This is a genomic window from Herminiimonas arsenitoxidans, assembly GCF_900130075.1.
Taxonomy (GTDB): domain Bacteria; phylum Pseudomonadota; class Gammaproteobacteria; order Burkholderiales; family Burkholderiaceae_D; genus Oxalicibacterium; species Oxalicibacterium arsenitoxidans.
Window position 1 is genome coordinate 2,960,949 of sequence record NZ_LT671418.1, and the last position, 13,147, is coordinate 2,974,095.

Sequence of the window (13,147 nt, forward strand, 5' to 3'; positions counted from 1 at the left end):
TTGTGAGCGATGACGATTACTTCTTGTCGCCGTTTTTCGGTTCTGCTTTTGGTTCTGTTTTCGGTTTGTTGATGCTAGGTTCTTCTTTCTTAGCTTCAGCTTTTACTTTCGACAGAACAACTGGCAAGCCTTTCAAGTGATTCAAGGCTTGCGTCAACTGGAAGTCATCCGCGCTGCCGAATTCCAGTGGCTTGCGTTTTTTCTCCAACGCAGCGAGGCGCGCTTCTTCTGCCGGAGCATCGACGTCAGCATGGACTTCAGGTCCTTTGTCTTTGTCGTTGCTCAGATGCTTTTGCAAATCCGCTTCACGCAGACGCAGGCCATTCAAGCCATCGCCATCTGCTGTTTCATCGACCATCAGATCCGGCACGATACCTTTGGCCTGGATCGAGCGGCCGTTAGGTGTGTAGTAGCGAGCGGTAGTCAGCTTGACTGCCGTATCGGCAGACAATTGACGTATGGTTTGCACCGAGCCTTTACCGAAGGTTTGTGTGCCCATGATGGTGGCGCGTTTGTAATCCTGCAATGCGCCGGCCACGATTTCAGATGCCGATGCGGAGCCGGAGTTGACCAGCACGACCATAGGGATTTTCTTCAATGCTTCCGGCAGTTTCGCCAGTGGATCGCCGACTGCGCGCGTTGCATAGAATTCGCGACGTGCGTAGAAGGTTGCCTTGGAGTCCGGCAACTGACCATTGGTGGAAGTGACGACTACATCCTTAGGCAGGAAAGCTGCGGAGACGCCGATGGCGCCTGGCAACACGCCACCCGGATCGTTACGCAGATCGAGTACCAAACCTTTCAGATTTGGATCTTGTGCGTACAGTGCAGCGATTTTCTTCGCCATGTCATCCACGGTTGGTTCCTGGAATTGCGAGACACGCAGCCACGCATAGCCAGGTTCTACCATTTTCGCTTTCACGCTTTGCACGCGGATTTCCTGGCGTGTGATCGTGATGATGATAGGTTTGTCTTCGTCCTTGCGGGCGATGGTCAGAGTGATCTTGGTGTTGGGTTCACCGCGCATCTTTTTGACGGCTTCATCCAGTGTCATGCCTTTGACAGGCGTGGAATCCAGACGGGTGATCAAATCGCCTGCCTTGATACCGGCGCGATAAGCTGGTGAATCTTCAATAGGGGAGATAACTTTGACGTAACCGTCTTCCATCCCGACTTCGATACCCAAGCCAACAAACTTGCCTTGTGTGCCTTCACGCAATTCCTTGAATGCTTTCTTGTCAAGGTAGGCGGAGTGCGGGTCGAGTGAGGAGACCATGCCGGAAATGGCTTCGGTCAGCAGCTTCTTGTCGTCGACCGGTTCTACGTAATCCGATTTGATGAGCCCGAATACTTCGGATAACTGACGTAATTCTTCTAGTGGTAATGGCGTACCGGTGGCATTTTTCTGCGCCATCGCATCCAGTTGTGTCCCCATTACGATCACGCCGGCAATCATGCCTAAGCCGACTAGTCCGATATTTTTGAGTTTCGTTCCCATGTTCACCTAATAGTTACCCAACCGAGTGGGTCAAACGCGCGGCCTTGGTGCCGCATTTCAAAGTATAAACCTGATTGTTCATTACCGCCGCTATTACCTGTATTGGCGATGATATCGCCTGCCTTGACGGTATCGCCGGCATGTTTCAACACGGATTGATTATTACCGTAAATCGTCATGTATTGGCTGCCGTGGTCAACGATGATCAAATTGCCAAATCCACGTAGCCATTCGGCGAAAACGACGCGACCAGCAGCAACGGCTTTGACGTCCGTACCTTCGGCAGCCCGAATAAACAGACCTTTCCAGCTAGGACCATCGCCGCGCTTGCTACCGAATTTGGCAGTCAGATCGCCACGTACCGGCAAGTGCAAACGTCCACGCAAAGCTGCAAATACTCCGTCTTGGACGCTGGCATCGGGTGTGAGTTCATTCCGGCCCATTGATTTAGCTGGCGGTTCATCGTCTTCAATCGCATCCGGGTTGGAAATTTTTCCGTTGGAAGCACGATTGTCTGGGGTAGTGCGGGTTTTGGCTTGTGCCAGACGTTTTTCTCGGGCCGCCTTGGCGCGTGCTGCTTGTTCCTGGCGACGTTTTTCTGCCGCTGCGGCTTCAGCCTTGCGCTGTTCCTGGATCAGGACGGCCAGTTTGTCGACCAGACTGGAAAGGCGGCGTTCGTCGCGTTCGATATTGCCGGCTTCCTTGCGTTGGGCGGTGAGTTTGTTCGACAGTTGTGCGAGCAGGGTGGCGCGCTGGGCTTTCTCTTTTTGCAGGATGGCGTGCTGATCGCGCGCTTCGGTCGCAATTTCATCCAGTTCTTGCTTGGCGTTTTGTACTTCTGCCTGGTTTTCTTCGATGGCTTGCAAATTGGCGCGTAGCGATTCGATCAAAGTCGCTTGCGCGCGCGAGACGTAGCCCATGTATTGCAGCTCACGATTGATGCGATTCGGGTTGTCGCCGGACAGCAGCAGCTTGATGCGGTCTTCATTGCCGGCGATGTATTGCTCGCGCAGCAGTTTGGCGAGCTGGTTTTGCTGGGTCTCGACGATTTTTTGCAGCGCGGCTTGTTGTTTGGATAAGTCGTTCAGCTTGGCTTCGGTTTGTCGCTGTTCCTGGGCCAGATCGCTCAGGGTGCGTTTGGCGTCGGAAATGGCTTCTTCCGATTTGGCTAAAGCGTCGGCGGCATAGCTTTTTGCGGTTTCTGTCTTGTCTATGCTGCGTTTAAGCGTATTGAGCTTTTGCCGCAGATCGGCGCGTTCGCTCTCGGCGACCTTTTTTTGCTTGCTGCGGTCGGTGGCTTTTTGTGCGTGCGCGCTAGGCTGAGCGGCTAAGAACGTGGCCAGCAAAGCGCCGATGACCATGAAACGCATGCCCGGCCATCGTTGCAGGTATTGACTGACGGGCATGGTTTTACTGTATTTAATACGAGATAGCAGTGATATCGGCACGGAGTTTAGGCAGTTTGCCCGTGGCTGGCAGCAGCTTTGACGGCCGCGTCCAACGATGCTTGATCGCCCAGATAGTAGTGACGGATAGGTTTCAGGTTCTCATCCAGTTCGTACACGATAGGGCGGCCATTCGGGATGTTCAGGCTGACGATATCCTCATCGCTGATCTCGTCCAGTATCTTGATCAAGGCGCGCAAGCTGTTGCCATGCGCCGAAATGACGATCTGTTTGCCTGCGAGTATGGATGGCACGATAGTGTTTTTCCAATACGGCTCGACGCGGATCAACGTGTCTTTCAGGCATTCTGCCAACGGAATTTCTTCGCGCTTCAGATTGGCGTAGCGCGGGTCGTCGTACGATGTCCGCGGATCGGCCGGATCCAGTGGATCAGGCGGGATATCGTAGCTGCGACGCCATGTCATGACTTGATCTGCACCGAACTTGGTGGCGGTTTCCGCCTTGTTCATGCCTTGCAGGGCGCCGTAATGGCGTTCGTTCAGATGCCAGTCGCAGACGACCGGTATCCACATCAAATCCATTTCGTCCAGCGTTAGCCACATGGTGCGGATAGCACGTTTGAGGACGGAGGAATAAGCGAGATCGAACGTAAAGCCTGCTTCACGCAGCAATTTGCCGGCATGTTTGGCTTCGGTACGACCTTTTTCTGTCAGATCGACATCAGCCCAGCCGGTAAAGCGGTTATCGAGGTTCCATGTGGACTCGCCGTGACGCATCAATACGATTTTATACATGGCTCAAGTAGATAAATAATGGTTTTTTGATGCAAAATGCCGAATCCGAATTGTATTCGGTCTTCTATTTTATAATGCGAACACTCTTTCAACTAATTGGAACACCGTGAAATTCATCATTGATAACATTTTCCTCATCGGCATCGTACTGGTCTCCGGTGGCGCTTTAGTCCTCCATACCCTGCAACGCACAGGTGCCAAAGTTACTGCATTGCAAGCAACTCAGATCATTAATCAAGGAAAAACGTTGATTCTTGATGTGCGCTCTGCAGCTGATTTCGCTGCCGGCCATATCCGTGATGCGAAAAACATTCCGTTGAAAGAATTGAAAGGCCGCGTGGCTGAATTGGAAAAATTCAAAGCTCGTCCGGTGATTGTTGTCTGTGCCAAGGGCTTGCAATCGACCAAAGCAACCGCACAACTGAAGAAAGAGGGTTTCACCGAAGCCACTAGTTTACTCGGTGGGCTGGATGCTTGGCAATCGCAAGGTTTGCCGGTCACCAAGTAAAGAGGAAAAATTATGACTGCGCATGTAGTGATGTATAGCTCAGGCGTCTGCCCGTATTGCACGATGGCAGAACGCTTGTTGGCGGCCAAAGGCATAGATAATATTGAAAAAATCCGTATCGATCTCGATCCCGCACAACGTGTGGCGATGATGGAGAAGACCGGACGCCGTACTGTGCCGCAAATCTATGTCGGCGAAACCCATGTTGGCGGTTTTGACGACTTGAACGCGCTGGAACGTCAAGGCAAGCTGGATGCCTTGCTGCAAAGCGCGTAAGCGTATAAATTCCACTATTCGCAAGTAAGCAGGAGGGCGCTGCCCTCCTTATTTAATCTCAATGAAAGTGCTTCATGGCTGACGAAAATCTGCAACCTGTATTCCAGATCCAACGTGTTTACCTGAAGGATCTGTCGCTCGAACAACCGAATTCCCCAGCTATTTTCCTGGAACAGGAACAACCTTCGATCGAAGTCGCGGTTGATGTTGGTGCGCAGCCACTGGCTGAAGGTATTTTTGAATCGTCCGTGACCATCACGGTAACGGCCAAGATCAATGACAAGATTGCCTTCCTGGTAGAAGGCAAGCAAGCCGGTATTTTTGAAATTCGTAATATCCCGGACGAACAACTCGATCCATTGCTTGGCATCGGTTGCCCGAACGTGATCTACCCGTACTTGCGTGCCAATATCGCGGATGCAATTACGCGCGCTGGTTTCCCGCCTGTACATCTGTCGGAAATCAATTTCGAAGTGTTCTATCAGCAACGTCTGGAAGCCTTGGCGCAACAGCAAGCTGACAGCAGCTCTGGCATCGTAATGGCCGACGGTTCGGCAGCAAGACACTAAGTTTTTCAATATGCCTGCAGGAGCGTGTTAAACGCACCTGCAGCGCTTCAGACAATTCCGAAGGTGATCCACATGAAATGGTCTGCTCCTCTTTTCTCCGTCCTGTTTGTTGCCGTACTGGGCACGAGTGCGGCTCATGCCGTTGAATACAAATCGGTAGGTGCTAATCCTGCGGTCTTGTATAACGCACCATCTGAAAAAGGTCGCAAAGTATTCGTGGCACCGCGCGGTATGCCGGTAGAAGTCGTGTTGACGCAAGAAGGCTGGAGCAAGGTGCGTGACGCCGCTGGCGATCTGGCATGGGTAGAGGCCAAGACACTCACTGCAAAACGCAATGTAGTCGTGACCGTTGCCAACGTTAAATTGCATGCTACTGCGGATGATGCTTCTGCCACAGTATGTACTGCAGACAAAGGTGTGTTGCTGGAGTTGGCTGCCCCACCGTCTGGAGGCTGGGTCAAGCTCAAGCATCGTGATGGTCAAATTGGTTTTGCCAAAGTCAGCGAAGTGTGGGGCGAGTAATCGTCTCTGTCATATCTGATGGCATCGCATTGTTGCAGGCTTTGTTATCCAATGACGGCTGTTCGTCTTTTGCCTGTTAGTATTCTCTCAATCTTGGTCACCAAATCCACCGCATGAATATCTCAATACTTGGCGCAGGCGCATGGGGCACTGCCTTGGCGATGTCGCTGGCTGATCGCCATTCCGTTGTGCTGTGGGGGCGTGATGCCGCCGTCATGCAGGATGCGGAAACGCGTCGCGAGAATTCAACTTATTTGCCAGGATTTCGTTTTCCAGACAGCTTGTCTGTGAGTTCGGATCTAGCCGCAGCGATTGCGCATGTTGGATCGGATGGCTTGTTGCTGGTTGCGACTTCGCTGTCTGGCTTGCGGCCGCTGGCGACGCAATTGAAGTCGTATGCGATTCCAAACTTGGTTTGGTTATGCAAAGGCTTCGAGGAAAAAACGCATCTATTACCGCATCAAATCGTGCATGAAATATTGGGTAACGATATTCCTGCCGGTGCTTTATCCGGCCCGTCTTTTGCACAGGAAGTAGCACGCGGTTTGCCATGTGCATTGGCGATAGCCTCCGATAATGCGGCATTGCGTGAGCGTGTTGTCAGCGTAATGCACGGACAGACTATTCGCATTTATTCGACTGACGATTTGATCGGGGTCGAAGTTGGCGGCGCAGTCAAAAATATCCTTGCGATTGCCACCGGTATTATCGATGGCCTGGGATTGGGCTTGAATGCACGTGCGGCACTGATTACGCGCGGCTTGGCAGAAATTACACGCTTCGGTGTTGCGCTGGGCGGCCGTGTGGAAACCTTCATGGGTTTGGCTGGTGTCGGCGATTTGATTTTGACCTGTACTGGCGATTTGTCGCGTAATCGCAAGGTCGGTTTGGGTTTGGCGCAGGACAAGAAGTTGGATCAAATCGTGCGCGAGCTAGGTCATGTGGCAGAAGGTGTGCGTTGCGCGCAAGCCGTGCGTGGATTGGCGGCTGAGCATGGTGTGGATATGCCGATTACCAATGCTGTTGCCGGTGTATTGTTTGAAGATGACTCGCCACGTGAGATGGTGAAGCGCTTGCTGTCACGTGATTCGCGTGACGAGACTGCGGCCTGATTTTCCAGCATCGCCGCTCGGCGATGCTTTCAATTCCACATCAATGCTGCAATAGCAGTGTCAATAAAACCGACGAGTCTTCCAGCGCATGCAGGGAGTGCGGTTCGCCGCCTGCCAGATAGACCAATTCACCAGCGCGCAAGATTTGCGTAGCCTGATGCGCGTGTAATTCGATAGAGCCTTCCAGACATTGAATTGTGACAGCGCCGGGCACCTTGTGCTCAGGCATGCCTTTGCCACGCGGGAGTACCAAGCGCATCAATTCAAGTTGGGGTGTTTTAAACAGGGCGTTCGAGACGGCGCTGGAGATGCGCGTGCCGAGTGGGCGTATGTCGATCAATTGGCCAGATGTTGCGTGCGGTAGAGCCATGATGTTCTCCTCAAGCTTGTTATCACGCGTGTGAAATGAGCGTCCCTCGTTTGTTATAACAAACAAAACGCGCCGGATCAATCGACAATCCGATAGTCGATTGATTCAGTAGGGTATTGGGAGTGTGTTGCTGATTACTGCTCTTCCGGTTCCGATAACTTGGTTTTCAGCAAACGTTTCTGCTCTTGCCGTTGCCCGGAAATGGATTTTTGATGTGCACCGCCCACGCGTTGTTTGGCTGCGAGCGCGACGTGATTGCGCGGTTTCAGCGCTTGTTGCGAAGGCTCTATGCGTATCGTGAGCTTCTGTCGTTTGGCGAGTGCTTTATTGGCCATGGCATTTATGGAGCGCATGGTGTTGCCATGCGCTCCATTCGATTACAACACGTAACGTGACAAATCTTCATTCACTGACAACGCGCCCAGTCTTTCATTGACGTAGGCGGCATCGATAGCCAGCGTCTGTTCCGGGCTATCCGTGGCGGAAAACGAGATTTCTTCCAGCAATTTTTCCATCACTGTGTATAAGCGGCGCGCACCGATATTTTCAGTTTTTTCATTCACTGAATAAGCGATTTCTGCCATGCGCTGTATGCCGTCTGGTGAGAATTCGATTTTCACACCTTCAGTAGCCAGCAAGGCTTCGTATTGCTTGGTCAGGCAGGCGTCGGTACTGGTCAGTATGCGTTCGAAATCGGCAATCGACAATGATTCCAGTTCCACGCGTATCGGGAAGCGACCTTGCAGTTCCGGGATCAGATCCGATGGTTTGGCCAGATGGAAAGCGCCAGATGCAATGAACAAGATGTGGTCGGTCTTGATCATGCCGTACTTGGTATTGACGGTCGTGCCTTCAACCAATGGAAGCAGATCGCGTTGTACGCCAGCGCGCGAGACATCAGCACCACCGTTTTCTGAACGGGTCGCGATCTTGTCGATTTCATCGAGGAAGACGATGCCGTTTTGTTCAACGTTGGTGATGGCTTTTTGCTTCAGTTCATCTTCGTTGACCAGTTTGCCGGCTTCTTCTTCGATCAAGAGTTTCATCGCATCCTTGATCTTGATCTTGCGTGTTTTCTTGCGGCTAGCACCCACGCCGGAGAACATCGATTTGATTTGCTCGGTCATTTCTTCCATGCCGGGCGGTGCCATGATTTCCATCGTTGGGCCGGCTTCGGCCAATTCGATTTCGATCTCGGTATCGTCCATGGTGCCTTCACGCAAACGCTTGCGGAAAGTCTGACGTGTGGCGTTACCAGTAGTTGGCGCGGTGTCAGAAGGAGTAGTTGACGACGACGGATGGAAACCGAAATCGCGTGCTGGCGGTACCAGGATGTCGATGATGCGATCTTCCGCCGCATCTTCAGCGCGTGCACGTACTTTGCTCTTCTCTGCTTCGCGTGTTTGCTTGATGCCGATGTCGATCAGGTCGCGAATGATGGTGTCTACATCGCGGCCTACATAGCCGACTTCGGTAAATTTGGTGGCTTCGATCTTGATGAAAGGTGCATCAGCCAGCTTGGCGAGGCGGCGTGCGATTTCGGTTTTGCCGACGCCGGTCGGTCCTATCATCAGAATGTTCTTGGGTGTGATTTCGTGGCGCAGAGGCTCGGCGACTTGCTGACGACGCCAGCGGTTACGCAATGCAATCGCGACGGCGCGCTTGGCGCGGCCTTGTCCGACTACATGTTTATCGAGTTCTGAAACAATTTCCTTGGGTGTCATGTTCATGATGTTTTTTCGCAAAATGGTACGGTCAACACGTTAATCCAGCGTTTCTATCGTGTGCGACAGATTGGTATAGATGCAGAGTTCACCGGCTATCGTCAGTGATTTTTTGACGATTTCCAGCGGTGACAGATCGGTGTTTTCTTGCAAGGCTTTGGCGGCCGATTGCGCGTAAGTACCGCCTGAACCGATCGCGCCTATGCCGTCGTTTGGTTCCAGCACGTCGCCGTTGCCGGTGATGATCAGTGTGGTTTCATGATCGGCGACCAGCAGCATGGCTTCCAGACGACGCAACATGCGGTCGGTGCGCCAGTCCTTGGCCAGTTCGACCGAGGCGCGCATCAAGTGGCCCTGATGCTTCTCCAGCTTGCTTTCAAAGCGCTCCAGCAGGGTGAAGGCATCTGCGGTGCCGCCGGCGAAGCCGACCAGTACCTTGCCGTTATAGACCTTGCGTACTTTGCGCGCAGTGCCCTTCATGACGATATTGCCTAATGTGACTTGGCCATCGCCGCCGAGCGCAACAATGTTGCCGCGCCGCACTGACAAAATGGTGGTGCCGTGAAATTGTTCCATGCTTGCCTCTGTAATGAATGGGCTGAGGTTATGAGTCATCGCGCTAAAAGCGGATACTCACGAAAAAATGGGGACGGACTATGCGATTACAAGTCGAAATTGTGCCGTGATCTTGCAGAGATCTTAGTTTTTGCGCGGGACGATGCGCACGGCTTCTGTTATTCCCATGACATCACATAAGGCGATGATGAAATGATTGGCGCTATACAGTTCTATGGTTTTGCCACTGTTGATCAGCGGGAGTAAATCGCCGAACAAGCGTCCTGCCGCGTTGAAATCCATGCGCGTCAGCTGTGTGCAATCCAGTATTACGGGATTATGTGTGTGTGCATACACAGTGATGTTCTTGCCCAGTGAGTCGGTGCGCGCGTCGATCACGACCGGCATCATGAAATGATCAAGCCGTTCGTCATCCGGTGTGGCGGACTCTTCCGCATCGGTCACCACCTTGTTTTGCGGTGCGATAAAGGCTGGCGGCGATACTTCAAAGGTGATGCAGTAATCGATGCTGGTTTCTTCGAAATCGGATTCGCGATTCAGCAGGCGCAGGATTTCGAGCAACAGCAGCCATGGCGCTTCAGTTTCATCACGTCGGCCTACTTGCAGAATCGTGCGGATTTTTTCCGCCAATTCAGGTGCGCCGACCAGGATCAGTTTGTGATTGGATTTCTGCAAGCGCTTCAGGATGTTTAACAGCAAGCCACAGCCGACTGGATGGACTTCTGCCACGCGTGCAAATTCCAGCTTGAGCACATCGCTCATCTCTACCAAGTTCTTGATGCGTTCCAGTTGCTTGATGATGCTGGCGTCGAGTTTGCCGGAGAAGGCAACGCTCGGTGTGGTGCTGGTGCGCGCGACAGCCGCTTTGGGCGTTTCGGTCGCGCTGCTTTCTACCCATGTCGGCGGCGACATTTCAAACTTGTTGGCGTATTCGATAGACAGGTTTTCAAACAAGGCGCGTTGGCCTGTGATTTGATAAAGATCGAATAACATGCCCCACACGGTCAGCGGTGTGTTGCCGAGCGCCTCTTCTGCGATGGCATTTAATAATACTGGTTCGACCAGATCGGTTTGGCCGTTGGCAAACAGGATGGCGGCTTCTTCAATAACAGGCGCTGCTTCCGATTTGGAAATGGCGACCGGTCCGATGACTGTTTCTGCGCCCAGCAAAAATGCAGTGCTGGCACCCATGATATCGGGCAGCATCGATGGCTGGTCTAATTGTGGAGGTGTTACGGTTTTGGGCTTGCTATTGATCTGTGTATCTGGTGCACGCGTGTTGGTATTGAGAAACTGACTTGGCGGTCCAGGCATGGTGTTGCCGCTGAACGGCAAGGGTTTGACGAACTCCGACGACATTTCCGATTCGATGGCATCGATCTTCATGGCGGTCGCATGCGCGGCTTTGCGCTGCACCTGTTCGTTTTCGCTTTTTGCGTTAACGCGAGCCGTATTGCTGTCACGTTTCTTTTGCGAAGATTCCGCTTCAGTCGGCTTTCGTGCCGGCTGGCGGTCCTTCTTGCCAAATAGCGAAAAAATCCCCACGTCTATCCTGATAAGCAATGGCGTGCAATTTTAATAAGTACGCCAAGTTGTTAAGACGCCTCTTTGGAGGCAGTGTTAAAAATCCGCTTAAAGGTAACACAAAGCGACCCGCCGATTACAGTGGGTCGCCTTGTATAGGCAAAAATTTGCGTTAGCGATACAACATGTTTTAAGGACTGGTTTTAAAAACTGGTGCGCACGCCAATGATCAGGTTTCTGCCCGGCAGCGGCGCTACTTCACGCAGTACCGAAGTTGACAGGCGGATATCGTCGTTCAGCAAATTCTTGACGATGGCAAACCAGGTAATCGGCATGGCATTGTAGTTTTGCGTGTAGGACAAATTGGCATCGACTTGCGTATAGGACGGCGTGACGAAATCTTCGAAACTTGCCAGCCGGTCTTGCTTCTCTGCATGCAATACCTTCAGGCCGGAGCGCCAGTTGCCTTCGCGATAGCCGATTTCCGCGCCGAAGCGTGTAGTTGGTTGCAAAGGCAGATTGCCGGCGCCGGTCAAGGTGCCGCGTGAGGTATCGGCAAAACCGCGCCACGACAAACCGTTGCCGCGCAGGTTGTAGCTGACTTCTGCTTCTATGCCGCGTATGACGGCGTCGTTTTGCGACCAGAAGCGCTCCATGAATTCGCCAGTTGGATCGACAGCACCTGTGTCATCGACGCGTGTGCCATCGGTACGGCCGTAGACGTAGTTCTTCACGTTATTTTGGAAGACATTGGTTTTCCAGCGGATCAAGCCTTCGGTTTTTTGCAGGCTCAATTCAATATTGTGCGAGGTTTCCTTGCGCAGATTGGCATTGCCGATATCGAAAGTTGCTGTCGATTCGTGCGGGCCGTTGGAATACAGTTCTTCAATCGCCGGTGCGCGTTGCGCCACCGAGCCAGTCAAGCCCAGGCCATAACCTGGGGTGAAGGTCCATAAGCCGCCGAGCGAATACGAGCCCAGGTTGAAGTCACGTTGTACCAGGCCGGATGTGGCATCAGGTTTGCGTTTGACTGATTCGATACGTGCGCCTGCACTGACGCGGAAGGGGCCAAAATCACGCTCTTCCAGCAGGAAGCCGGCAATCGATGTGCTCTTGGTAATCGGTACTGTTTCCGGTCCGCTGCCATCGGCCGCCAGCGCGGAGAAGGTCGAGTTTTCCGTTTGCAGGCCGAAGCTGCCGCGCCAGCCTGCAATAGGTTTATGCGTCAATTCCCAGCGGGTTTCCGTTGCATTGTTTTTGAAGTCGGTGGACGGTGTGCCATCTGCCTGATTCTCTGTGTGCTTGTAATCGGTGTGGCCGATCTTGAAGCGGAAGGATTCGAAGTTGCTGAACGGTTCCTTGATCAAGCCATCGATATCGTAGCGATTTTGCTTCAAGGTGATGAAGGATCTTTCCGCTGTGGGGATGCCGTAGCGATCATCGTTGACCCCGACCGATGCACCTATGTGTCCCCAGCTTTGAATATACGAGGCACCGAAGCCAACGCTGTTGGAGCGTGCGAAGGAATTGGGCAATTTGCCTGAACCTAAACTTGGATCACTCAGGCTGACATTGCCGGGGATTTTGTAATCTTTTGCATCCCGTGCATTGCCGTCCACATGCAGGCCGATGTCGCCCGCTGCGCCATCGATGGAGAAGGACATATTCTTCATTTGATCCGCGGTGCCGTAACGTACTTCTGCATCACCGGTCGGCTTGGCATTCAATACGGTCGGGATGCGGTTGTTGATGATATTGACGACGCCGCCTATCGCGCCGGAGCCGTATAGCAATGCTGCCGGGCCACGCAGAATTTCGATTTGTTGTGCAGTCGATGCTTCACCAGCGACTGCATGGTCATTCGACAGACTGGACGCATCCATCACCGACATACCGTTTTGCAGAATCTTGACGCGTGGACCTTCCATGCCGCGAATGATGGGGCGCGATGCGCCTGCGCCAAAAGCTGAGGCAGAGACGCCGAGTTCTTGCGATAGCGTATCGCCTAATGAGTTGCCGAGTTTCTCGCGCAATTCATCGCCGTACAGCACCTTGGCGGGTGCCATGATTTGGGCGTTTTCATCATTGCCGAATGGCGTTGAGGTGACGACGACAGCAGGCAGTGTTTGCTCTGCCGACTGAGCTAGAGCGGATGCGGATAAAGATGCGAGCGCGGATAGGACGGCGCTTGCCAATAGAGTGCGTTGGGCGATCATGATACTTCCTTGAAAACAAATAAAGACGAGCGCAAGCCGATAGCATGGCAAT

Annotated in this window: 14 protein-coding genes; 5 read left to right on the forward strand and 9 right to left on the reverse strand. The window is 52.8% G+C overall.

The genetic code is table 11. The features are described from left to right. Positions 1-16 precede the first annotated feature (16 nt). From BQ6873_RS14015 to gpmA, 3 genes are all read right to left on the reverse strand, one after another. Entirely contained in the window at positions 17-1,498 is a 1,482-nt protein-coding gene (locus BQ6873_RS14015) for a S41 family peptidase (RefSeq protein WP_076593193.1), read from the reverse strand. A 2-nt stretch (positions 1,499-1,500) separates the two neighbouring features. Then, positions 1,501-2,859: a murein hydrolase activator EnvC family protein gene (locus BQ6873_RS14020; protein ID WP_076594142.1), complete on the reverse strand. Its 1,359-nt coding sequence runs from the start codon at positions 2,857-2,859 to the stop codon at positions 1,501-1,503. Positions 2,860-2,951: 92 nt separating this feature from the next. Then, entirely contained in the window at positions 2,952-3,698 is a 747-nt protein-coding gene (gene gpmA / locus BQ6873_RS14025) for a 2,3-diphosphoglycerate-dependent phosphoglycerate mutase (protein WP_076593194.1), read from the reverse strand. 106 nt (positions 3,699-3,804) lie between these two features. Here gpmA and BQ6873_RS14030 point away from each other — a divergent pair, with 106 nt between their 5' ends. The 5 genes from BQ6873_RS14030 to BQ6873_RS14050 all read left to right on the forward strand — a co-directional run bounded on the left by BQ6873_RS14030 (position 3,805) and on the right by BQ6873_RS14050 (position 6,685). Then, entirely contained in the window at positions 3,805-4,206 is a 402-nt protein-coding gene (locus tag BQ6873_RS14030) for a rhodanese-like domain-containing protein (RefSeq protein WP_076593195.1), read from the forward strand. Positions 4,207-4,218: 12 nt separating this feature from the next. Further along, positions 4,219-4,482 carry a glutaredoxin 3 gene (gene grxC, locus BQ6873_RS14035; protein ID WP_076593196.1) on the forward strand — a complete coding sequence of 88 codons (264 nt, stop codon included), beginning with the start codon at positions 4,219-4,221 and terminating at the stop codon, positions 4,480-4,482. A gap of 74 nt (positions 4,483-4,556) precedes the next feature. After that, positions 4,557-5,051, forward strand: a complete 495-nt coding sequence (gene secB, locus BQ6873_RS14040) for a protein-export chaperone SecB (RefSeq protein ID WP_076593197.1) — start codon at positions 4,557-4,559, stop codon at positions 5,049-5,051. A gap of 72 nt (positions 5,052-5,123) precedes the next feature. Next, positions 5,124-5,573: an SH3 domain-containing protein gene (locus BQ6873_RS14045; RefSeq protein WP_076593198.1), complete on the forward strand. Its 450-nt coding sequence runs from the start codon at positions 5,124-5,126 to the stop codon at positions 5,571-5,573. 113 nt (positions 5,574-5,686) lie between these two features. Then, positions 5,687-6,685 carry an NAD(P)H-dependent glycerol-3-phosphate dehydrogenase gene (locus tag BQ6873_RS14050; RefSeq protein WP_076593199.1) on the forward strand — a complete coding sequence of 333 codons (999 nt, stop codon included), beginning with the start codon at positions 5,687-5,689 and terminating at the stop codon, positions 6,683-6,685. A gap of 40 nt (positions 6,686-6,725) precedes the next feature. Here BQ6873_RS14050 and BQ6873_RS14055 read toward each other — a convergent pair whose 3' ends face one another. From BQ6873_RS14055 to BQ6873_RS14080, 6 genes are all read right to left on the reverse strand, one after another. Continuing rightward, the gene (locus BQ6873_RS14055) at positions 6,726-7,055 is read right to left on the reverse strand and encodes a cupin domain-containing protein (protein ID WP_076593200.1); all 330 of its coding nucleotides are present in this window, start codon (positions 7,053-7,055) and stop codon (positions 6,726-6,728) included. 134 nt (positions 7,056-7,189) lie between these two features. After that, the gene (locus BQ6873_RS14060; protein ID WP_407928055.1) at positions 7,190-7,408 is read right to left on the reverse strand and encodes a hypothetical protein; all 219 of its coding nucleotides are present in this window, start codon (positions 7,406-7,408) and stop codon (positions 7,190-7,192) included. Between the two features lie 24 nt (positions 7,409-7,432). After that, positions 7,433-8,785 (reverse strand): ATP-dependent protease ATPase subunit HslU, encoded by a 1,353-nt coding sequence (gene hslU, locus BQ6873_RS14065; protein WP_076593201.1) that lies wholly within the window; start codon positions 8,783-8,785, stop codon positions 7,433-7,435. Between the two features lie 33 nt (positions 8,786-8,818). Then, positions 8,819-9,355, reverse strand: a complete 537-nt coding sequence (gene hslV / locus BQ6873_RS14070; protein ID WP_076593202.1) for an ATP-dependent protease subunit HslV — start codon at positions 9,353-9,355, stop codon at positions 8,819-8,821. Positions 9,356-9,478: 123 nt separating this feature from the next. After that, positions 9,479-10,900, reverse strand: a complete 1,422-nt coding sequence (locus BQ6873_RS14075; RefSeq protein WP_076593203.1) for an STAS domain-containing protein — start codon at positions 10,898-10,900, stop codon at positions 9,479-9,481. A 182-nt stretch (positions 10,901-11,082) separates the two neighbouring features. Then, a complete protein-coding gene (locus BQ6873_RS14080) occupies positions 11,083-13,095 on the reverse strand; it encodes a TonB-dependent receptor (RefSeq protein WP_076593204.1) in 2,013 nt (670 codons plus the stop codon). Positions 13,096-13,147 lie beyond the last annotated feature (52 nt).

Bases quoted from the DNA above. Each gene is read 5' to 3' on its own strand.
- BQ6873_RS14015 (WP_076593193.1), bottom strand. From the start codon at position 1,498: ATGGGAACGAAACTCAAAAATATCGGACTAGTCGGCTTAGGCATGATT.
- BQ6873_RS14020 (WP_076594142.1), bottom strand. From the start codon at position 2,859: ATGGTCATCGGCGCTTTGCTGGCCACGTTCTTAGCCGCTCAGCCTAGC.
- gpmA (WP_076593194.1), bottom strand. From the start codon at position 3,698: ATGTATAAAATCGTATTGATGCGTCACGGCGAGTCCACATGGAACCTC.
- grxC (WP_076593196.1), top strand. From the start codon at position 4,219: ATGACTGCGCATGTAGTGATGTATAGCTCAGGCGTCTGCCCGTATTGC.
- secB (WP_076593197.1), top strand. From the start codon at position 4,557: ATGGCTGACGAAAATCTGCAACCTGTATTCCAGATCCAACGTGTTTAC.
- BQ6873_RS14045 (WP_076593198.1), top strand. From the start codon at position 5,124: ATGAAATGGTCTGCTCCTCTTTTCTCCGTCCTGTTTGTTGCCGTACTG.
- BQ6873_RS14050 (WP_076593199.1), top strand. From the start codon at position 5,687: ATGAATATCTCAATACTTGGCGCAGGCGCATGGGGCACTGCCTTGGCG.
- BQ6873_RS14055 (WP_076593200.1), bottom strand. From the start codon at position 7,055: ATGGCTCTACCGCACGCAACATCTGGCCAATTGATCGACATACGCCCA.
- BQ6873_RS14060 (WP_407928055.1), bottom strand. From the start codon at position 7,408: ATGCGCTCCATAAATGCCATGGCCAATAAAGCACTCGCCAAACGACAG.
- hslU (WP_076593201.1), bottom strand. From the start codon at position 8,785: ATGAACATGACACCCAAGGAAATTGTTTCAGAACTCGATAAACATGTA.
- hslV (WP_076593202.1), bottom strand. From the start codon at position 9,355: ATGGAACAATTTCACGGCACCACCATTTTGTCAGTGCGGCGCGGCAAC.
- BQ6873_RS14080 (WP_076593204.1), bottom strand. From the start codon at position 13,095: ATGATCGCCCAACGCACTCTATTGGCAAGCGCCGTCCTATCCGCGCTC.